The organism is Pseudarthrobacter sp. MOO13 (assembly GCF_058267655.1).
In genome coordinates this window covers 19,489-40,325 of sequence record NZ_JBZCRX010000002.1, presented here as the reverse complement: position 1 = coordinate 40,325, position 20,837 = coordinate 19,489, and the positions used below count along the sequence as shown (strand labels likewise).

Below are 20,837 nucleotides of genomic sequence, written 5' to 3'. Positions count from 1 at the left end.
ATTTTTCGTTATTGAGGTCTACCTCACACTGTCTCTCTGCGAGCGGGCGGGTTTCCGGCGTTGTCGGTACCGCCACTATGACAACCACAAGATGCCAGCGCATGTCGGCGGCTGCAGGACTAACCTGGAGAGCCCCAGACGGTTTAGCTGGCCGAACGCGTAAGAAAGGCGAAAGCCAGCATGAGCAAAACTGAAAGTTCCCCGCCAGTGGCGGCGAATGAGCCCGGCGGTCTCAGGCGTGATGCAGTATCACTGACGGGCGCGACTGTCATGGGGGTCGCATCGATCGGGCCGGTTGCGGGAATGGCGTTCCTACCCCAGATCGTCGCAGCTAAGGCCGGCGCTGCCACCCCATTTGTATATGTCCTGGCTCTGGCGGGCGCTCTGTGTATTGCCTACACCATGGGGCAGTTCTCGCGGTGGGTTCGAAGCGCAGGCTCGTTTTACGCCTTCAACTCGCGTGGTCTTGGACCTTCTACGGGCATCTTCTCCGGGTGGATCCTCATGCTGGGATACGCACTAGTCTTTCCTCTCAACATCCTGTCGTTCGGGCCGGCCCTTGAGGCAATTCTTCTTAGGCAGACCGGTGTGGACATTCCGTGGTGGGCCTTCAGTGTCGCGGCTGTCGGAGTGGTGGTCGCGTTGACGCTGGCCGGAATCGGACTCTCGCTACGCGTCGACCTGATGATCCTCCTCGGTGAGGTCCTAATATTCCTTGTCCTCGCAGTCGTCATCGTCGTCAAGGGAGGAGCGAGCGGCAACACCGCGTCCGTATTCACCCCGACCGGTGATGGGTCACAGCCGAGCGGTCTGTTGTTTGCCTTGGTGTTCGCGTTCTTCAGCCTCCAGGGTTTTGAATCAGCCGCGACCGTTGCCGAGGAGACAAAGGACCCGAAGCGCAACATTCCTCGCGCCCTGACCGGGTCCGTTATCTTCGCTGGCGTACTCTTCATTTTCGTCACGTATGCGATGACCATCGGCTTCGGCACCTCCAACGTTGCCGACTTCGCGAGTGACCCATTGCCCATGTCCACTTTGGCCGAGCGCTACATGTCGGGCGGCTACTCGACCCTGGTTGATCTGGCCGTCCTGTTCGCCGCATTCTCTGCAGCGATCGCCAGCTGCAATGCCCTGACTCGTGTGCTGTTCGCGATGGGCCGGGACCGCGTGCTTCCTGAGTCATTGACCCGACTACACTCCGTACGCCGTTCGCCCTACGTCGCAATTGCTGTCGCCGCCGTGATTTGTTTGGCAATCGTGCTGGGCGCAGGGATTCCGCTCGGGGCCTATCCGCAGGCATACAGCTACGTCGGAGCAGTCGCAGGCATTCCCTTCCTCCTGCTTTACGGGCTGGTCAGCATCTCGCTGTTTGTCTTCGTACTGCGCGACCACCGGGGGAAGTTCAACCCGATCAAGCACGCTGTCGTTCCAGGTCTCGGGCTGGCCCTTGCCGGCATTGCGATCTATGGCTCTTACGTTCCGCTTCCCGAAGGCGCGTTCCTCTGGATCAATTTCGGTGCACTCGCTTACGCGCTTCTCGGTGTCGCCCTCGCTGTCTGGTTGCGTGCCCGCAAGCCGCAGCTCGTGGCCAGAATTGGCCATGCAGTCGAGCAGACACTGGAGCCCGAAGCCGACTCTGACTCCACGCCAATCCCGGAGTCCTCGCGCTAACTTAGCCCCGTCGGCGGGATCTTCGATGCGTTTGGCCGGCACGTATATGAAGATCCCGCCGACGACTTTCGGCAGTCCGCTCCCCTGGGCTTCTGGGAGCTATTCGAGGCCGACGGAAAGCCTGAATGCCACACGATGGCTCGCCTCTGACGGCTTAAGGGTCGATATCCAGTCGCGCTGACACTGATGGTTCAGATGTTTCTCACTGACACGGAGTCGGTCGGGACCGAACGCAGGAAAGCGAGCCGCCCTTGTCCTCCCGCGATCATCGACGCCCTAGACGCCCAACGGAAACGGAACGCCACGACGCGCCCCGTCGTCGGGGACGCAGCATACACGGGCACGGCGACACCGCCCAGGGGGAAGGGCTCCTGCCGCGAAGAGCCAGAGGCGGGGCCAGGAGCCCGCGGTAGTGTCCTCCCCCTCCCCGCTCAGCAAGAAACCACCGCCGCGGATAAGCGAGCGGGCCGTCACCTCCAGGCAGTGGAGGCGTCCATTACTGCTGCCGTGGACGCGCTCACCGGGAAACACCTGGCCCTCTGTGAACTGGTCCGGACGTTGGCGGAGCAGATGGAAGCCTCCGGGCCGGAGGGACCGGGGACCAGGCTGGCCGGGGCTTACCTGACGGCGGTCCGCACACTCAATGCTGCAGCTAGCACGGACGCCCCGGCTCAGCCGGTCACACCGAAGAACGGTCGGGCGGCCCTCCGCGCCGTTCGTGACGGCACTGGCCAGTAACATAGCCGGGCGACAGAGTTCTGGAAGATCGTCCTACCCCTCTTAGTTAGCGCACTTGGCGGCGCTATCGTTGCCGGGCTATTCAGCCTCTACAACAACAGCCAAGCCGAGGACCACGAGGGGGAAGTGGATCCGGGACAGCAAGATTGAAGGCTATTCCGCGTTCCTGGACGCGACTGAGCGCATGACTTTCGCGATTTCCGCCAGTGAAGGCGGGGCCATGAACCCCGCGGAGATCGCGGCGAGTTTTGCCGAATACGCTGCGGGCAAATTGGAAATTATGGCACCCAAGGACCTCCGGGCGGCCGCTCATGAGTTTGAGCTGGAGCTGTATGAGTTCCTGAATGAGTCCCGGAAAGCTCGCACCGCGGGAACGGCATTTCAGGATGGGCTGTGGACCGTGTGGACGAAAAGAGGCGCGCAGTGGTTCGGTTAATGCAGCACGACCTTGGCCTGGAACAGGTGGAGTATCCGGTAAGTGGCAGTGAACTGCCGTCAGGGTGATAGCATCCACAGGCGGCGGCTCCGCTCAGCCTCATAGTTCTCAAAGCTTGGGCCACCTCCCAGCAGCTGGCCTGTAGCGCTGACCGTTGACTCCCATTTTTGAGGCAGTATCCGCCCATCCCGCCATGACAGTTTGGCCAAGGCGAAGGGCGCATCGTACCGGCCGTTTCCGTACACGCTCACCGGAACATGAAAGGACGCCCCGGGGGCAAGTACGGCAATCGGGGACGGGTTGGACTCTTTCCGCCACGGCGCCCACGCGTGAGCCCCCGCTTCGATCGCACGATAGTGAATCTCGCCGTTATGTTCGATGGCTTTCTTTGCCTCCAGCTCTACCGTGAGGCTGAGTTTGATGTTCCTGGCGCTGGCGGGCCCGTGATTGATGATGATCATCCGGTTTCCTTAGCGTCAGGAGTCTTAGCGAAACGGACACTCACTTCCGCTTTCCTGCCCTTGAAGAACTGGCCAGCGAATGCGGCGATACTGTGGGCCAGGGCCAGTAGTGCAATCCACGTTTGGCCTACGCTGCTGGTGGACCCGTACTCTACCCAGCGGGCCACAAATGACAGCGGATCCCGGCCCAGCTCCTCCAGCGGCGGAGCGGTGGGCTCCATCTTTTGAAGTGCGGCGCTGACCCAGGTTTGAACGGGATTTCCCCAATGCATATAGGCATCTTAGTGAGCCCATCCGGGCCGGTTTGACCTCAACTAAATAGTTGCCCATGAGTTCTAAGCGGGCCGATAATCCCGCCCTCCACTTTTTACGGCCGGGATTCGGGCCGCCGTGAGATTCAATGGCTCTGCACGGCCGCGGCGCTGCTCCCGCGGCTCCGAGCGCTTCAAAACCTGTTGGGACTTGTTTTTTATGACCTTGCCTTGGATTGTTCCCATCTGGGTTTAAAGAATCGTGTAGTAAGCGATCGGCCCCGTTCTCCTCGTTGGAAGGGGAACGGGGCCGATGCCGACAGCCAGCTGGTTATCGTGGGTAGAGCGTGGAAGCTCCGCTCGCGCACGCTGTGCAGGTACAAACGATTGGCTTTAGGAACTGGAACACTGTGCTCAAGAACTTAGACGGAAGTCCGCGCGGGGCGCGCAGGTGCGCGAACGCGTCCAGTTGCAGTAGCCCGCGGAGCGCGACCTGTGGGCTGGATCGCTTCTGGACGCCCCCACTGTCCGGACTGCTTCAGTAACGAGCAACGCATCCGCAACTCTGGATCGCACGTGCGCTGATTTCTGTGGTTGGCTGTTCGAACCGGGTCTGTCTAACCGTCCTGCTGAATAGCTGGTTCTGGCTAATCCTGGCCCTCCGCGACTGCGTCGGGGTCGAAGAACTGAAGAAGGAGTTTAGGCTTCGAGCGGGGCTGCACTTGGAGTTCGAACGCCTCCGCTGCCTGGGTAAATGGAAGGACGCGGTCGAGTAGTGGCGAAAGCTGCAGCGGCCCTCTAGCGGCTAGGTCTACAAGTTGATCCCAGAAATCGATCCCGGAGAGCACCGCTTGAACGTTCGCATCGCGAATCGTTAGTTCTGCCCAAGGGAAATCATTGACGGGATGGTGTGCAATTCCAACGACGGCCAACCTTCCGCCATACGTGATGGCGCGGCCGGCCTGCGAGACAGCTGCTGGCGCCCCAGAAGGCCTCAATTGCCACATTATAGAAGTCACTCTGAGCTTCCTCAGGGCGCAGAGCTCTCGCCGCCCCCAACTGGAGCGCCAGCTGGAGTCCAGCGTCGTCGATACCAACGACATCGACCGTGGCGCCTCGGCCTGCCGCAATTTGCGCGGCATGCAGGCCGACCGCTCCGGTGCCGAAGACGACAACACGGTCGTTGTTCTTGACGTTGACACGCGTGACTGCATGAAGGGCCGTGCTGGCGGGTTCGAGGAGCGCCGCGTCGCGGAGCGTGACTGTATCCGGCAGGGATGCGAGCACCTTCGCCGGGACGAGGGCGTATTCGCTTGCCGCGCCGGGGTAGTCGCCGAGGATGCCCATTTCGGATCGATCGGAGCAATGCGTACGTCGTCCGCTTCGACACGCAGGGCAGACTTCGCAGGTAATGAAGTTGTGGCCCACCACGCGGTCGCCCGGCAGCACGTTTCTTACATCGTCCGCAACTGCTGCGACCACGCCTGACCACTCGTGACCGAATACGAACGGGTACGCTTTAAGGCCTTGACTCAAATAAACGCTGCTTCCGTCCCACATGGCCGCATCTGCTCCGCAGAGTCCGACGTACGCAGTCCTGACCAGCACGTGGCCCGGGCGAAGGGCGGGTACGGGACTCTCGCGAACCTCTACGACTTTGGGACCCGCAAGTACCACGGCCCGCATGTTTGTGGGAACGGCACCGGCCCCGGTCAGCGACGTCGACGACGTCGTCAGTACGGAGTTATTCACTTTGACTCCTTTGGGTGTTGGACGTCGACGAGGCGGCCGACGAACTGGATGGTTCTTGGCTTAGCAAGAGTGTCAGCCCCTGTGGTCCAAGGCGCCCAATCGATTTATGTAGGCGCACAGGGACCGGGCTGCTCGGTACCCATAAATGTATGCAGAGTGTAGCCCGCAGTCAAGAACATACAGCGCGAGACCTTGACGAGTTGCACATTGTGCATACACTTGTTGCATGACGACTACGGTTCAACCTTCAGATGCAACATCGGCGGGCCGGAGCCCGCTTCGTGGAACGATTGTTATCAGCGGTGGCCTGGGTGGCCTCGGCATCGCCATGGCACGTGAGCTTGTCTCCTGTGGAGCCCGCGTCGTGCTGACCGGTCGCCGCTCTTCGAGTGAGGCGGCAGCGGATCTCGACAAGCTCGGAGCAGGAGACAAGGCTGTTTACCAGCAGCTCGACGCTGCAGATGTTGAAGGCACTGAGCGCTTGTTTGCCGGAATCGACGACCTGACTGGGGTCGTTGCCAATGCTGCGATTTACAGGGGAGCTCCATTCTTAGATCTGGAACCTGACGAGTTCAGTGAGATGTTGTCGGTCAATCTCACCGGTTCGCTGATCTTTGCACAAGCAGCGGCTCGGCGGCTGGTCTCCACGAAGACGCCTGGGTCGATCGTGCTCATCAGTTCGTGGGCCCAGGATGTGCCGGACTATGGATCGACCTCTTATTGCGTCTCGAAGTCGGGCCTCCGCATGATGGCGCGGGTCATGGCATTGGAGCTGGGTCAGTATGGGATCCGCGTGAACACGATGTCCCCCGGTATCGTGGACGCCGGAATGGCGCAGCGACAGATCCGTACCGATGCGGCCTACGCTGAGCGCGCTCGACGGACGGTCCCACTCGACCGCTTCCAGAGCGCAGAGGACGTGGCACAGGCTACCCGGTTCCTACTCTCGGATGACGCTTCCTACATCACGGGAGCTGACTTACGTGCCGATGGCGGAGCCAGCCTCTTCCGCCGCGACACGGACGCCTCGTAAACCACGAATACGGCCAGGACGGCGATTCCAGGTGCGGATTGCCGCGCTCTGACCCGCTCCCTGACGCGGGACTCGCCGCGCCGAAAAGTTGTCGTCCTGGGCATCCGTGTGCTTACGAGGTAGCTCTGGCCCCTGACCGCACACGAGGGAGTCACGGAAACCTTCTCGGACCTGCCTTTTCATGCCAGGGATCCATCAATGCCTAGCCGGCCAAAAGTCCGCGGTCGTGGCAACCCCCGGTCTAGACGGCCACGTGCAACTCGAAACTGCATGGCCGTAGCTCAGAAACTGTGGAAGTTAGCTGGGACACCGGATTGCCAAGACTTGCGGATAATCCCCTGCTGAACCCAGGGGAGCTGGCTGCTCCTGAGATCGGCAGGCACTGGCCGTAGGAGCTGCATCTTGCAGAAGATGCATGGAGGAGTGGAGCCGGGTGGGGACCTGGCTCCACTCCTGTCTAACTAATCTCCGGCACCGCTGTGCCACGGACAAGGACAGGACCATGAACTTTACCGAATTTGAACCCTTGACCGGCAGCAGCCGTGTGAAGCGCGGCATGGCTGAGATGCTCAAGGGCGGCGTCATCATGGACGTCGTCAACGTCGAACAGGCCCGCATCGCCGAAGACGCCGGTGCCGTTGCTGTGATGGCGCTCGAACGCGTGCCGGCCGATATCCGTGCCCAGGGCGGCGTGTCCCGGATGTCCGATCCGGACATGATCGACCAGATCATCGATGCCGTGTCCATCCCGGTCATGGCCAAGGCCCGCATCGGCCACTTCGTCGAGGCCCAGGTCCTGCAGTCCCTCGGTGTGGACTACATCGACGAGTCCGAGGTCCTGACCCCGGCGGACTACATCAACCACATCGACAAGTGGAACTTCAAGGTTCCCTTCGTGTGCGGTGCCACCAACCTCGGTGAGGCGCTGCGCCGCATCAACGAGGGCGCGGCGATGATCCGTTCCAAGGGTGAGGCCGGCACCGGTGACGTTTCCAACGCCACCGGGCACATGCGCCAGATCCGTGCTGAGATCGCCAAGCTCTCCGCGCTGCCCGAGGACGAGCTGTACGTTGCGGCCAAGGAACTGCAGGCCCCGTACGAACTGGTCAAGGAAGTTGCCGCTGCCGGGAAGCTCCCCGTGGTGCTCTTCACCGCCGGTGGCATCGCCACCCCGGCTGACGCTGCAATGATGATGCAGCTCGGCGCTGACGGCGTGTTCGTCGGCTCGGGCATCTTCAAGTCCGGCAACCCCGCCCAGCGTGCCGCCGCCGTCGTGAAGGCCACCACCTTCTACGACGACCCCGACGTCATCGCCAAGGCCTCCCGTGGCCTGGGCGAAGCCATGGTGGGCATCAACGTCGACGAGATCCCTCAGCCGCACCGCCTCGCCGAACGCGGCTGGTAAGCAGGTCCAAGGTTCACAGCCCATTCAGATTATTCCGTCCGCCCTTGGACTTTTAGCCACAATGCTCGCCGCGGTCACTGTGAACTTCGTGAGCCCCGAATTCGAGGAAGTCGCGACGGTGGAGCCAGGGTGAACCACGCACCTTTCGCCGGGGAATAATCGGCATGTTTGTCGTTAGAATGTATGCATTTCAGGGACGCCCAGGCCCCGGTCGTAGCCTGCAGTAGGGTTGCGGCTGGCGCCTTCCTGTCGCGGTGAGTCCTTGGCTGGTTGCACAAACCCCCTGATTGACCGTGTCGCGACACTCCTGCCTGTGCGCGGGCCACCCTTGACACCTGGACCAAAAGTGCATACATTACATAGCAGATGTTCTGGTAGCGGAGGGTTGGCCAGCGTGGCTGCGCCTCGCTCGCCGTGTCCTCAGACGAAACAGAGAATCAGGATTTGATATGCGACTGATCAACCTTGCGGGCCGACTCTGCCTTGAAGTCGAGGGACGTGCAGTGGACGTTCAGCGTGCGAGTGAGGGACGATTCGATGCTGAACCACAGCGAATCTTCCACCGGTGGAATGAGTTCAACACGTGGGCCGCCAATACCCCCTTGACGGGAGCTGATGGAGAGCCATTCCGTGTTGAGGACCTATGCGCCCCCGTTCCTGAGCCCCGGCAGATTCTCGCGGTCGGTCTGAATTACGCAGCTCACGCCGCCGAGTCTGGTTTCGTCAAACCTGCCGATCCGGTTGTTTTTACCAAGTTTCCCTCGTCGCTTACCGGACCTGTCACAGAGGTAGGCATCCCCGATGGCGGTTCCGTTGACTGGGAGGTCGAGCTAGTTGCCGTGCTGGCACGAGGGGGGCGGAACATTCGTGCCGCCGATGCCTGGACCTACGTCGCTGGCGTAACCGTCGGGCAAGATCTGTCGGAGCGGGAAGGTCAGCACCGCGGGCCAGCCCCACAGTTCAGCCTGGCCAAGTCACATCGCGGTTTCTCGCCAATTGGCCCCGCCCTTGTCACGTTAGATGAGCTCACGAACGTGGACGATTTGGAGATCCAAGCGCAGATCGATGGCGTGGTGGTTCAGCATGGCCGCACGTCGCAGATGATCTTCTCTGTCCCGGAGCTGATCAGCAGGCTTTCAGAAATTGTTGAGCTTTACCCGGGCGACCTCATTTTTTCGGGTACACCCGCCGGCGTGGGTGCGGGGATGACTCCGCCGCGGTTCCTGCAGCCGGGCGAAGAGCTGCGTAGTTCCATCGAAGGAGTCGGTGAGTTGGTCCAGATTATGGTCGAGCCCGTCCGCGCCGGGCACGCGTCAGCTTCGCCCCTATCAGTGAGTGAGTGAGTGTTGTGGCTTTCCATCAACGCGGCGCTGCGGCAGAGAGCTGTAGTTCTGCGCGGCTCTTCTTCCCCTGGGGCCACCCCTAGCTCTGCATTTCATTAATTCAGAAGATTTAGCCCAAGTTATGACCGCGGAGCCCAGTGCTCTTTAACGCGGCATGGAAGGAACTAGATAATGTCGACAGTGATTACCGGTCACACCAAAAACGCAGGGGCAGTCCTGGGTGTGCACGGCGGCGATGGAGTCATGTATTGGCTTCGGGCCGCCACTGGCGCCCACCTCTATAGCGAGTGGGACGGAATCGAATGGGTGGCCTTTGACCCGGGCGGCCGCGCAGGCCTGCACACGCACAGCCACACCGAGGAGATCTGGTTCTTCCTTAAGGGAACCGCTGAGATCGAACTGGACGGGGAACGTTACGACGTATCACCCGGCTCCATCGTGTTAACGCCCCTACACTCCAAGCATGCGATCTGGAATACCGGCAACGAACGTCTCGAATACGTTGTGATCGAGGTATTCCCCCCTGCCATCAGCGGCAAGTTGCCGCCGCGACGGCCCACTGAGGAAGACGACAGCAATAGTGGCGCCTCTCGCGCCGAGGAGGAGAACAACTGATGCCCGGACACGTAAGCCGTTTGGCCGTTGGCCAGACCCTCGATGCCAAAGAGTACTTCGAAGGACCTTGGCGGAGCTTCTCCCGAGTCCTGGTTGACGCCGGCACCGAGACGAACTTCGATGCCACGGACTGCGAGTACTCAATCTTCGTCATGTCCGGCGAGGGCACTCTCGAGTTGGGCTCGACTCAGCAGAAGCTCACGACGGGAAGTGCCGTCACGGTTGGGTACCGGGCAACGATCAGAGTTCGCGCCGAAAGTGACTTGGAGCTGTTCGTGACGACCCTAGATGTAGACACTCCGAGCGCCTGACGACACATCTGAGCGCTGCGCCCTTGGTCTTTGGGGCTCTGCGGAGCGTCAGTCGGCTGCATAATTCGGGGAAGAGTAGAATGTGTATGCACATTGATTGCACCTCCACGGAAAGCTAGGGATTCATTTGAGCCAGCAAGCAACAGATGTGAGGTACCGGGGCTCCGGGGCTTCGAAAGAGTCGGGTTCCATTGCCTGGATCTATGACCGTCTTCGGGACTGGATCCTCTCTGGACGCCTCCCGGCGGAATCAGTCCTTAACCAGGTACACCTAGCGGCCGAACTTGGAGTGTCGCGCACGCCCATCCGGGAAGTGCTTCGCATGCTCGAGCGGGAGGGTCTGGTGCAATCGGAGCACAATCAACGCGTGCGCGTGAGCCCCGTGAGCATCGAGGACCTGGAGGAGATCTACGCACTCCGCATCGTCAACGAGGCCCTCGCCGTGCGCATTTCCATGCAAAAAATGGGCAAGCATGACATCGAAGAGCTCAACTCCTGCCTGGAGGAGATGAGAGGGTGCGCGACAAGCGAAGACTACGAAGGCTGGACTGCGCCGCATGCCCGGTTCCATGAACTGCTCAATTACCGGGCAGGCGAGCGAACCGTGCGAATGCTTCAGGATTTGTCCGACAACGCGGCCCGTTGCCGACGGATGTACATGACGGGAGCTACGCACGCGTGGCCCGTCATGGACTCCGACCACACAGCAATCCGCGACGCAGTCCTGGCGAACGACCCCGCTGCCGCAGGCGCGGCGCTCGGGGTCCATTTTGCACGAACAGCCATTGGCGCGATGGCCATGATCGACCCAGGGTACGACCCCAGGCGCCTACGCGCAGCACTACGAATGGTGACCGAAGACGTTCCAGATCTCACATAGCGGCGAGCGTCTTCTGCACCGGTCGAGCCAAAAGGGCGCACACACAGTTGTTTTCCGACCAGCAGAAAGAAAGTTCGAAGGGCTAACATGGATTCTAGACTTATGGGATCAAGCGCATACGTCACAGGCGGAGCGCAGGGTATCGGTGCGGCGGTCGTGCATCGCCTAGTATCCGAAGGCGTGCGAGTCGCGGTCTCCGATCGCGATGAGACAGCGCTCATGGCGCACCGAGACGAATGGACAGTCGATGGTCACGAGCCTGTGCTTATCGTCGCCGACTTGGGATCGGCAGACGGCGCGGTAGGGGCAGCAGAAGAAGCAATGGCGCGATTGGGCGATTGCCCGAACCTGCTTGTCAACAATGTCGGCGTTGCGATGTCGACGCCATTCGGTGAACTAACTGATGACGGCTGGCAGGCGTGCTTTGAACTGAACTTCATGAGCCACGTGCGAGCTTGTCGTGTGCTACTTCCTCGAATGCGTGAGAAGCCGGGCGCCGCCGTAGTCAATGTCTCCTCCGACCTGGCTAAGCAACCAGAGCCGGTTCCAGTCGATTACGGCTCGATGAAAACTGCACTGCTCTATTTGTCGAAAGCTCTGGCGATCGAGCACGCTCCGCAGGTTCGCATCAACGCGGTGCTCCCCGGACCTGTGTGGACCGGGCTGTGGTCGCGCCCTGGCGGCGTTGTTGATCGTTTGGCCGACCTATATGGTACCGACAGGGACGAAGCGTTGAAGATCTACCTGAAGGAACGGCAAATGCCTCTTGGCATCGCCGACCCAGACGACGTCGCGACCATGGTCACCTACCTGCTATCGCCACTCGCTTCGCACGTAAACGGCGCAGCCTTCGATATCGGGGGAACGATCCGCGGGCTGCTTTGAACCTGTCTTATCCGCCCGTTCACCGTGCCCGCAAGGACGGCAGGCAACAGAGGCATCGTTTGCCGCACGTCTCGCGGTAGCGCCCTCCTGCAGCTAACATCCGTTGGTCATCCAGGGAAGTGTGGTGATCCGGGTAACGCGTCGGCTTTGGCGAATTAGACCTGCAAGAATTCAACCCCCTAGGCCCTGCAGTCTTTAGGACCGCAGGGGTGAGCATGAACATCTCATGCGAAGTCGGAATACCGAGGACCGTCGGTCGCATCGGCTGCCGACGGTCCTCCAAAGGAGCAAATCAATGCCGACCCCAGACTTCATCCGCTCTCTGCGGCACAAGGTAGGGAAAGACCTCTTGGCCCTCTCAGGCGTGACGGCAGTTGTGTTCGATGACGACAAAGTCCTGCTGGTGCAAGGAACGGAAACGGGTGTCTGGGGGCCAGTTACAGGCATTATCGATCCGGGCGAAGAACCGGCGGATGCAGCAGTGCGTGAGACATTCGAGGAAACCTCTGTTCACGCTGTCCCTGACAAGCTCGCCATGGTGCAAGCGCTGCCGCCGCTGACCTACGCCAACGGTGACAGAGCACAGTTCCTGGATTTCGTGTTCAAGCTCAGCTGGACGGCCGGTGAGCCTTACCCTGCGGACGACGAAAACCACGATGCGAGGTGGTTCCGGCTCGATCAACTTCCCGAAATGCCGTCCATCATGTCCGACAGGATTGCGGCGGCCCTGGCCACCACTGAGATCACCCAGTTCAAATGGACGCCACCGGACGGTCGGCGTGTCCAACAGAGATCTGCTAAGACGGACTTTTCTGCATCAGTGGCGGCCGTCCTATTCGATATGGACGGCACTCTGGTGGATTCCAGGGCCGTGGTGGAAGCGGCGTGGGCCGACTTTGCCACCCAGCATTCGCTGGATCTCCCCACACTTTTACGCTTCGCGCACGGCCGGCAGACCCGGGACACGGTCGAACGGTTCCTTCCCCAGGGGCACGACGTTGAGGCTGCCGCGTCCAAGGTGGATGCGGAGCAACTGGAACGAACTGACGGGGTCATCGAGATACCGGGTGCGTCACGTTTTCTGGAAGCTCTCGACGACACACCGATTGCCATTGTGACATCGGCGACCAGGGACCTTGCAGTTAAACGGCTGATTGCAGCCGGGCTGAGGGTACCTTCCGTTCTGATCGCAGCTGAGGATGTCAGCATGGGAAAACCGTCTCCCGAAGGATATGCAAAGGCATTAGGCGAACTAGATGTTAGTCCCGAAAAATGCCTCATTTTCGAAGACGCTGAAGCTGGCATCGTGGCGGCCAGGCAGTCCGGGGTGAGACATACGATCGTGATCGGGAATCATACCTCCCTGACTACAGCTGGCTTGGTGCGAATGGCTGACTACACAGGGCTCAAGGCCAGTCGGCAAGGCGGCACGACGACGATCCGCAGCTGACACTGACGGCAGGGATCGACGTGTTCCCAACAGCCCAATCTTTGGTCAAGCAACCTGGACAGCATCGACAGTCGAAGGTCATCGTAATCCGGCCGGAATAGACGCCGCCGGGCCCGGTTGACGTCCCGGTCCACGGGCTGGGCAAGTCCGTCCAATGCGTCCCGCTGTGCCCCGATGAGCCCTGCCTTTTCGTGTTTGGGCAGCAGCAAGCGCCGGCACTGGCGGCGACCGCCAGGTTTCCGGCTCCTGTGGCCCCGGATGAGCGCCACTAGCATCGTGAAGCGGCTGGTGGGTGGCCTTGGGAACTCTTGTAGCGGCCGTCGCGGTTTCAGCCAGTGAGGGTTGCACGTGGAGTTTATTTCGTCCAGCAGCCGGCCAAGGGCCGGCCTCTCATAGCGCGCCCGGGCGCCCGTATCACCCCATAGAAGTCCCGTGATCGCCGGGACGGGTTCCGCCGAGCGACACGTCCGATCTAACGGCGCGGCGTCCCTTGAAAGGCGATAAGCCGCCATTGGTGCTTGACGAGATGCCAAACGGCGAGTGTTCGGGTATGTATTTCCGAGCGTCTCCCGTCCACCTCAACAGTGGCGTCCATCTCGCCGACGACGATGGCTGCGCCGTTCAGCACGGTGATGCTGTCAGTCGAAATTTGCAGGTCGGCATAACAAAGAGTTCCAGCAGAAAGGCGACGGAGGTATAACGCCTTCGTTTCGCGTGAGCCATTCGAGTGGGTGTATATAAGGCGGTCATCGAGCAAGCCACTGAGGTTTTCGATATCGGCAGCGCGCATGGCTAATGCGCGGCTGTTCTCCAGATCACGGATTTTGGTCTCTACCTCGATCATGTTCATCACAATCGTACGACCAGGCCCGCACGGCAGCACGTGACGTAACCGCTGCGGCGGCCGCCGACAAAGACCTCGTCTCCGTCGGCTAGCTCTTTCTCGGTAAACGGCGCGGCGCGGCGGCCCGTGAAACCTGACGTCTCCCCCAGGATGGACACGTCCTCATCGCCAACGGCCTTCGCAGCTACCCGCAACAACTCGTTGGAACTTACATCAAGGGCTGGCGCATGCGAAGGGCCGCTGACATGCTGCTGCACGTGCTCGAGCTTCGCTCGGACGTAAACGGCGAGGATGATACGCACCAAGCTTGCACTGATAGCACGCGCGACGGTTAGGCCTAACCCGTTGCCTGCTCCACTGACCAGCGCCGTCCGTTCCTGACGGGAGTCCAGGCTCAACCGCGCGGTATGTCCGGAATTCATGGAAACAGTGTATGCAGTTAGTGCTGGCTGTGCCTAGACCTTGATATCAAAGACTGGGTACAAATTGTGCGATTCTCAGCAACTGACCGGACAGTGAACCGCTGTTGCCGCGGATTCTTGCGAGCAGGAGGTCGAATCTCTGCAAGCCACCCCTTGACACCCCTCGGCCAAAGTGCATACATTACACGGAACAAGATGTGCTCGGGCGTCGGATCACCCAAGGGAAGCGGCGGCTTTGGACGGCGGCCCGCCTGGACGGCGGGGTTTCGCTCATCGAGTCACAGATGGAATACACGAGGAGGAATCATGCCCCAAGGGCTGCAGCGAGTGGTGCTTAAAGAGGAACGGGATGCCGGAGCACTCACCCGCACTGCCGTATCACATATCGGTTTCCGCGTGCCTGACCTGGCCGCAGCCGAGCGGTTTTATTGCCGCGTGCTCGGGATGGTGCGCCAGGACGAACTGCCCGACGGCGGTGTACGTCTTGGCTGGGGCGCCGGGCACCACGTCATGGACCTTGTTCAGGGCGAGGCAGGACTGGATCATTTCGCGTTTGAGGTCCGCGACGTCGATGGCATCGCGGGAATCTCGCGCCGTCTCAAAGCGGCTGGCTATGAAGTATCCGACCTCGACCCCTCGTATGTGGACGAGAGCGTAGGACCGATCGAGGCCATCGTCACCAAGACCCCGGACGGTACCCCCGTGCATTTCCACTCACAGGTCCAGCGCCAGGGTGAGAATGCGGCGGACACCGGGCGCCGGCCGATCAAGTTCCAGCACACCACCATCGGAACGGATGCCATCCAGCCGATGATCGACTTTTTCGTCAACACCATCGGGTTCCGTATCAGCGACCAACTGGCAGACGGCCGTTTTTGCTGGTTGAGGAGCGACCGCGACCACCACACCCTTGCCGTGGTCAACGTCGGAACCCCGGGGGTTCTGGATCACTACTCCTATGACCTCGCCGAATGGGAAGACTTTAAGTCCTGGTGCGACCGACTTACCGAACTCGACGTGCCTGTGGCATGGGGTCCTGGCCGGCACGGCCCGGGAAACAACCTGTTTGTCTTCTTCGATGACCCGGCCGGCAACCACATTGAGTTGTCTGCGGAAATGGAGAAGTTCTACGACGATCACGTCACCTACGTACCGCGCCGGTGGAGCCCGGACCCGTTCAGCGTCAACATGTGGGGCGGCCAGAAGCCGGCCTGGCGCAAGACCAGCGAGGAGGGACGGATATGAGGTACATCTCTTACACCGTCAACGGCAAAAATCATGTGGGTGTCCTGGAGGGCGACAGCATAGTTCCGCTCATTGGCCTGGAAGCCATTGATGCGAACCACGGAACGGACGAGCTGCGGAACGCCGGCCGCCGCGAGGAGGACCGCACCCCGCTGGATGCGGTGAAGGTGCTTCCGGCAAGCCCCTCCCCCGCACGGGTGCTGTGCGTGGGGCTGAACTACCGCTCACACATCCTGGAAACAGGACGGGACCTGCCGACATATCCGGTGCTGTTCCCCAAGTACGCATCGAACCTGATTGGTGCCAACGACGACATCCAGCTGCCTCCCGAGTCAACGGAAACGGACTACGAAGGCGAACTCGCAATCGTCATCGGCAAGCGGGGACGTCGGATCGACCCGGCTGCCGCCATGGATCACGTCCTGGGCTTCACCGTGGCCAATGACATCACCATGCGCGACTTCCAGTACAAGACCCATCAATGGCTTCAGGGTAAGGCGTGGGACCGCAGCACACCGCTCGGACCGGTCATCGTCACCCCCGACGAGTTCGAACTGGACACCGCCAGCATCAGGACCATCCTCAACGGTGAAGTCGTCCAGGAAGCACCCGTCAGCGACCTGGTCTTCGATGTGCCCACACTTGTTGGGCAGATTTCCACCTTCACCGAACTGCAACCAGGCGACGTCATCCTCACCGGAACCCCCGGTGGGGTCGGCTACCGGCGGAAGCCCCGCCTCCTCCTCGCCCCCGGGGACGTCGTGACCGTTGAAGTCGACGGAATCGGTGCGGTCACCAACACCGTGACCGCTGAAGTTGTCGAAGCTTCCGCTGCGACAGAATCAGTCGCCGCGGCGGCAATCAACTAGGCCCCCTCCTACGCCCGGGCCGACGTTCCTGGACCGGAACGGTCTGGAAGCGTCGGCCGGGCAGCCAAACAGAAAGAACCCCATGAAGACACAAGCCGCCGTCGCTCACCCACGAGGTGAACGGTTTGAGTTCAACGACCTGGACCTGGGGCCCCTGACCGCAGGCGAGGTGAGGGTAAGGATGGTGGCGTCCGGGGTGTGTCATACAGACGCAGCCGTCAGGGACGGCATCATCCCCACGCCCCTGCCGGCGGTCCTGGGGCACGAAGGCGCCGGCGTCGTCGAAGAAATTGGCCCCCATGTCAGGGGCATAGCCGTCGGCGACCATGTCGTTCTCTCGGCGAACTCCTGCGGTCATTGCCGCCAATGCGTTTCGGGACGACAGGCCTACTGCCACGAACTGTTCGCCCGAAACTTCGCGGCCTCCAGGCCGGACGGATCAAAATCCCTCAGCATCGAGGGAACCGAGATCGGGTCAACTTTCTTCGGCCAGTCCTCATTCAGTGCCTACTCCAACGTGGCTGAACGCAGCATCGTCAAAGTAGACCCGAATGCCGACCTGACGCTGCTGGCACCGCTGGGCTGCGGCATCAATACCGGGGCCGGAACGGTTCTGAACGAGTTCCGTCCGGGACCGGGCGCAGCTTTAGCGGTGTTCGGTTCAGGGGCGGTCGGGTCGGCCGCCATCATGGCGGCCAAAGTCACCGCGACAACCAGGATCATCGCCGTCGATGTCATCCCTGAACGCCTCGAACTGGCCAAGGAGCTCGGTGCAACCCACGTCCTGAACGGCAACGACCCGGACCTGGGCAAGCAACTGCTGGAAATCACCGGAGGCAACGGCCTGGATTTCGCCCTCGATACCACCGCCCGGCCCAGCATCCTCCGCACCGCAGTCGACAGCCTTGCCATCCGCGGGGTGGCAGCAGAAGTTGGCTCAGCGAAAGCCGGCACAGAAGTGCCCCTGGAAACAGGTGCATCCCTGAACCGCGGATGGGGCGTCAGGACAGTCATCCAGGGCAGCTCCGTGCCCCAGATCTTCATCCCCGCCCTGATTGAACTCTGGCAACAAGGCCGGTTCCCCTTCGACCGGCTCATCACCACCTACCCCTTCGCATCCATCAACGATGCCCTCGACGACGCCAAGAACGGCACCGTCATCAAACCCGTCGTCGTCTTCTGAACCCCGCCACGACCTACCTAGGAGAGACCATGACCTACACACCGTTTCACGCCACGCCCGCCCGTCACTTCATTGACGGGGACTGGGTCGCCGAGGGTCCCCTCCGGGACTCGACCAACCCCGCCACCGGCGAAACCCTGGGCCAGTTCCACGAAGCTGACCAAAACATCGCCAAGAAGGCCATAGACGCTGCTGTCAATGCCTTCGACAGCACTGAATGGCGCCGCAAAAGGGAATTGCGCGCATCCGTACTGTGGCAGCTGGCGGACCTCCTGGAAAAGAACCTGGACACCCTGGCTCGGGCAATTTGTCTCGAGAACGGCAAACCCCTGGCCCAGGCCCAGTTCGAACTGAGCATCGCGGCCCCGAAGCTGCGCTACTACGCAGGCCAGGCCCTCACTGACCATGGCACCGCTGCCCAGGTCTACGACGGCGCGACATCCTTTCTGCTCCGCGAGCCGCTTGGCGTCGCGGGCGTTATCGCTCCCTGGAACTCACCCGGAATCCTCTCCATCCGGTCCATCGCGCCTGCCTTCGCTGCCGGCTGCACAGTTGTGGTGAAGATGCCGGCTCAGACCGGGTTGACCAACAGCCTGATCGCCGAACTGTTCGCCCAGGTCAAGGACCTTCCCGCCGGGGTTTTCAACCTCTTCACCGGAACAGGCAACGCGGCCCGGGAAATCGTCCGGTCACCCAAAGTGCAGGTCATCTCCTTCACGGGCAGCACCACAGTCGGCAAGCAGATCGCCACCGAAGCGTCCGGGGAACTCAAGCGGCTGTCTCTCGAACTGGGCGGCAAGGGCCCGATGATCGTCTTTGACGACGCCGACCTTGACGCGGTGGTCCCCGCATTGACCCAGGGCATTACTGTCTTCGCCGGACAGTTCTGCATGGCCGGAAGCCGGATTCTTGCCCATAAGAACATCGCGGAAGAGTTGAGCCAGCGCCTGGCCGATGCGTTCAAGCGTGTTGTCGTGGGCCCGGGGATTGATCCTGATACCGAGATGGGTCCGTTGATCGACCAAAGCGCTGTCGAACGCGTCGACGCCTTCCTGGAAGAACACGCCCAGCCGGAGGACTTCATTGTCCGCGGTGGTCGCGTTCAGGGACCAGGTGCCTTCTATTTGCCGGCGCTGGTCTCAGTTCAGGACCTCAACTCGCCTCTGATTCAGGAGGAAATTTTCGGTCCTGTGGCCACGTTCGAGGTATTCGAAGACGAAGATGAGGCCATCCTTCGCGCCAACGCCACCAAGTACGGCCTTGCCGCGTCAGTCTGGACCCGCGATGGCGGCCGCTCGCTGCGGGTGTCCTCCCGGATCGACGCCGGAACGGTCTGGACAAACGCCTGGGCCCAGATCCTGGACCAGTTCGAAGAAGGCGGCTACAAGCACAGCGGACAAGGCCGACTCAACGGCCCCGGCGGCCTCGCGGAATTCCAAGAGGTCAAGCATATCTACCGCACGCACGCCTAAATTTGTGTCCTCCGCCGAGATAGGGACTGTGCTTCTGCGAATCATTTGGCGACCCGATTCGCAGAAGCACCGGCGGAGGCCCACACGATGCAACCCACTGATCAACCCCTATTCAAGAAAGAGCTGAAGAGGAAATGAAGGCACGAACAGCAGTCATCGCCAACCGAACTGCTCATAAAGCTGCACTGACGGACTGGACGGAGCTCCAAGAGGGAGACCCCGTCGAGATCATAAAGAACGCACAGACAATCGAAAAGGGCCTGACCGAAGAGGTCTCGCTCAGCGGAAATGTCCTGTGGCTCAAGGCCGAGGGCGTTGAGACACGTAGACTCTACGCGAAATCCGACGGCGTGCTTATCCGCCGCGCATGAAGAGTCCACGGCTTAGACCCGGCCCACAGAACGAAGGCTACACACGGCTTAACGTGTGAGACGCGCAGTACCTGAGCCACACGACCCGAGCACCGCTCCTCCAGTCAAGGTCCTTGGCGGCAGCAGATGCTGCTCTGCAAACTCGAGCTCAATCCGGCTGCTAGAAAGTGCTGATCCTTTGCGTCTCGGGTTTGACTCTAATGCGCCAATATCGGATTGGCGATTGGGCAAACCAATAGCTCATTTCGCCGTTACTGGTCCGTCTGGCAACGCTTTACCTAGCCACTAGCGGGAGAGATGACCGCAGGAAATGCCGTCGGCTTTCCCTTCAAAGACGAAGGCCTGCAGGATGCATTGACTGCAAAAGCGGGGATGATTCCACCCCTCTGCAGAACGCACACAAAATCATCAGCAGGACAGGCTGGTACGCCGCCGTATGTCCGTCATGAGCAAGCCTTGGCGACCTGGGTTCCCCTGACGCGTAGGCAGAAGGATCGCAAGCCATTGAACGACGCGGCCGTGTATTTTTACGATCCCCTCGGAGATTCCCCTGAAGGGCCAACTGCGGTTACTGCCGTGTATCGGTCGAACCGGAGGTCGAGACGGCCACCGTCGGAGAGGTACAAACAGGAAAGACGCGCTGAGGCACTCGACTCCGTGTCACAGGCACTGGAGGCCCTGAAAGCAGACCGGGCGGCCCGAGGCGGCACTTTTCGGGGTTGAGCGATGAAGCCCTGGGTGAAATAGATGGACCTGCATCATTCGCAAATTTGCATGCATCTTCACCCAAAGTTGGGCTCTTCTACCTTGCCGTCGTCCCGCAGTTCATACCCCACGGCGGCGACATCATGGCTACCTCGATGATCTTGGGCTGTATCGAAGCGGTCGTTGGATTCATGTATTTGGCTGTAGTCGTTGCCCTTATTGCGAATAAGGCGATGGCATGGCTGCGCCGGCCCAAAGTCAATGCGGGTATCGAACGGGCAAGCAGCGGAATCCTTGCAGCTCTTGGCGCCGGAGTCATTGTCTCCGGCGCCAGCAGCTGATCCTTCCCCCTGTACAAGGGGTCGGAGCATGGTTGCCCGCCCGTGTTTCCGAAGCTCATAGTGACCCACTCCCCTTGTGGCGATTCCTGCCTCATGAGCGTGAAGAAGGTCGATGAGGAGAAAGGGCAAGGGCCTGTGCGCGCCGCCGTTGATA

At 61.0% G+C, this 20,837-nt stretch carries 20 protein-coding genes and 1 pseudogene; 17 read left to right on the top strand and 4 right to left on the bottom strand.

From position 1 onward, the window contains the following. The first annotated feature begins 180 nt into the window (after nucleotides 1-180). Together AC4EEO_RS20305 and AC4EEO_RS20300 are read left to right on the top strand one after the other, a co-directional pair. Nucleotides 181-1,671 (top strand): APC family permease, encoded by a 1,491-nt coding sequence (locus tag AC4EEO_RS20305; RefSeq protein WP_491331010.1) that lies wholly within the window; start codon nucleotides 181-183, stop codon nucleotides 1,669-1,671. A gap of 922 nt (nucleotides 1,672-2,593) precedes the next feature. Beyond that, a complete protein-coding gene (locus AC4EEO_RS20300) occupies nucleotides 2,594-2,845 on the top strand; it encodes a hypothetical protein (RefSeq protein WP_491331011.1) in 252 nt (83 codons plus the stop codon). 59 nt (nucleotides 2,846-2,904) lie between these two features. Here AC4EEO_RS20300 and AC4EEO_RS20295 read toward each other — a convergent pair whose 3' ends face one another. Beyond that, nucleotides 2,905-3,306, bottom strand: coding sequence for a hypothetical protein (locus AC4EEO_RS20295; protein WP_491331012.1), 402 nt, complete (start codon nucleotides 3,304-3,306; stop codon nucleotides 2,905-2,907). Nucleotides 3,307-4,451: 1,145 nt separating this feature from the next. Further along, the gene (locus AC4EEO_RS20290) at nucleotides 4,452-5,117 is read right to left on the bottom strand and encodes a zinc-dependent alcohol dehydrogenase (protein ID WP_491340462.1); all 666 of its coding nucleotides are present in this window, start codon (nucleotides 5,115-5,117) and stop codon (nucleotides 4,452-4,454) included. 418 nt (nucleotides 5,118-5,535) lie between these two features. Between AC4EEO_RS20290 and AC4EEO_RS20285 the strand changes: the two genes are divergently transcribed. From AC4EEO_RS20285 to AC4EEO_RS20245, 9 genes and pseudogenes are all read left to right on the top strand, one after another. Continuing rightward, complete coding sequence (locus tag AC4EEO_RS20285; RefSeq protein ID WP_491331014.1) at nucleotides 5,536-6,342, top strand: SDR family NAD(P)-dependent oxidoreductase; 807 nt, start codon at nucleotides 5,536-5,538, stop codon at nucleotides 6,340-6,342. A gap of 502 nt (nucleotides 6,343-6,844) precedes the next feature. Then, entirely contained in the window at nucleotides 6,845-7,747 is a 903-nt protein-coding gene (gene pdxS, locus AC4EEO_RS20280) for a pyridoxal 5'-phosphate synthase lyase subunit PdxS (protein ID WP_491330934.1), read from the top strand. 449 nt (nucleotides 7,748-8,196) lie between these two features. After that, entirely contained in the window at nucleotides 8,197-9,090 is an 894-nt protein-coding gene (locus tag AC4EEO_RS20275; RefSeq protein WP_491330935.1) for a fumarylacetoacetate hydrolase family protein, read from the top strand. Between the two features lie 171 nt (nucleotides 9,091-9,261). After that, nucleotides 9,262-9,705, top strand: coding sequence for a cupin domain-containing protein (locus AC4EEO_RS20270; protein ID WP_491330936.1), 444 nt, complete (start codon nucleotides 9,262-9,264; stop codon nucleotides 9,703-9,705). Then, nucleotides 9,705-10,016 carry a hypothetical protein gene (locus AC4EEO_RS20265; protein WP_491330937.1) on the top strand — a complete coding sequence of 104 codons (312 nt, stop codon included), beginning with the start codon at nucleotides 9,705-9,707 and terminating at the stop codon, nucleotides 10,014-10,016. Before AC4EEO_RS20270 ends, AC4EEO_RS20265 begins: the two co-directional genes overlap by 1 nt. A gap of 148 nt (nucleotides 10,017-10,164) precedes the next feature. Then, nucleotides 10,165-10,332 (top strand): annotated as a pseudogene (locus tag AC4EEO_RS20260) (GntR family transcriptional regulator); the annotation flags it as partial. A gap of 66 nt (nucleotides 10,333-10,398) precedes the next feature. Then, a complete protein-coding gene (locus AC4EEO_RS20255; protein ID WP_491331016.1) occupies nucleotides 10,399-10,896 on the top strand; it encodes a GntR family transcriptional regulator in 498 nt (165 codons plus the stop codon). An 87-nt stretch (nucleotides 10,897-10,983) separates the two neighbouring features. Then, the gene (locus AC4EEO_RS20250; RefSeq protein WP_491340461.1) at nucleotides 10,984-11,781 is read left to right on the top strand and encodes an SDR family NAD(P)-dependent oxidoreductase; all 798 of its coding nucleotides are present in this window, start codon (nucleotides 10,984-10,986) and stop codon (nucleotides 11,779-11,781) included. 295 nt (nucleotides 11,782-12,076) lie between these two features. After that, nucleotides 12,077-13,231, top strand: a complete 1,155-nt coding sequence (locus AC4EEO_RS20245) for an HAD-IA family hydrolase (RefSeq protein ID WP_491330939.1) — start codon at nucleotides 12,077-12,079, stop codon at nucleotides 13,229-13,231. A 472-nt stretch (nucleotides 13,232-13,703) separates the two neighbouring features. On the opposite strand, the gene AC4EEO_RS20240 is transcribed toward AC4EEO_RS20245, so the two are convergent. Together AC4EEO_RS20240 and AC4EEO_RS20235 are read right to left on the bottom strand one after the other, a co-directional pair. Beyond that, a complete protein-coding gene (locus tag AC4EEO_RS20240; RefSeq protein WP_491330940.1) occupies nucleotides 13,704-14,081 on the bottom strand; it encodes a nuclear transport factor 2 family protein in 378 nt (125 codons plus the stop codon). Then, entirely contained in the window at nucleotides 14,081-14,497 is a 417-nt protein-coding gene (locus AC4EEO_RS20235) for an SDR family oxidoreductase (RefSeq protein WP_491330941.1), read from the bottom strand. Before AC4EEO_RS20235 ends, AC4EEO_RS20240 begins: the two co-directional genes overlap by 1 nt. A 306-nt stretch (nucleotides 14,498-14,803) precedes the next feature. Between AC4EEO_RS20235 and AC4EEO_RS20230 the strand changes: the two genes are divergently transcribed. The 6 genes from AC4EEO_RS20230 (at nucleotide 14,804) to AC4EEO_RS20205 (ending at nucleotide 20,683) form a co-directional block, all read left to right on the top strand. After that, entirely contained in the window at nucleotides 14,804-15,742 is a 939-nt protein-coding gene (locus AC4EEO_RS20230) for a VOC family protein (protein ID WP_491330942.1), read from the top strand. Then, nucleotides 15,739-16,611: a fumarylacetoacetate hydrolase family protein gene (locus AC4EEO_RS20225; protein ID WP_491330943.1), complete on the top strand. Its 873-nt coding sequence runs from the start codon at nucleotides 15,739-15,741 to the stop codon at nucleotides 16,609-16,611. The genes AC4EEO_RS20230 and AC4EEO_RS20225 overlap by 4 nt, the downstream gene beginning before the upstream one ends. A gap of 82 nt (nucleotides 16,612-16,693) precedes the next feature. Beyond that, nucleotides 16,694-17,794 (top strand): NAD(P)-dependent alcohol dehydrogenase, encoded by a 1,101-nt coding sequence (locus AC4EEO_RS20220; RefSeq protein WP_491330944.1) that lies wholly within the window; start codon nucleotides 16,694-16,696, stop codon nucleotides 17,792-17,794. Between the two features lie 29 nt (nucleotides 17,795-17,823). After that, nucleotides 17,824-19,266 (top strand): aldehyde dehydrogenase family protein, encoded by a 1,443-nt coding sequence (locus tag AC4EEO_RS20215; RefSeq protein WP_491330945.1) that lies wholly within the window; start codon nucleotides 17,824-17,826, stop codon nucleotides 19,264-19,266. A 134-nt stretch (nucleotides 19,267-19,400) separates the two neighbouring features. Beyond that, entirely contained in the window at nucleotides 19,401-19,637 is a 237-nt protein-coding gene (locus AC4EEO_RS20210) for a hypothetical protein (RefSeq protein ID WP_491330946.1), read from the top strand. Nucleotides 19,638-20,356: 719 nt separating this feature from the next. After that, nucleotides 20,357-20,683, top strand: a complete 327-nt coding sequence (locus AC4EEO_RS20205) for a LysE family translocator (protein ID WP_491330947.1) — start codon at nucleotides 20,357-20,359, stop codon at nucleotides 20,681-20,683. Nucleotides 20,684-20,837 lie beyond the last annotated feature (154 nt).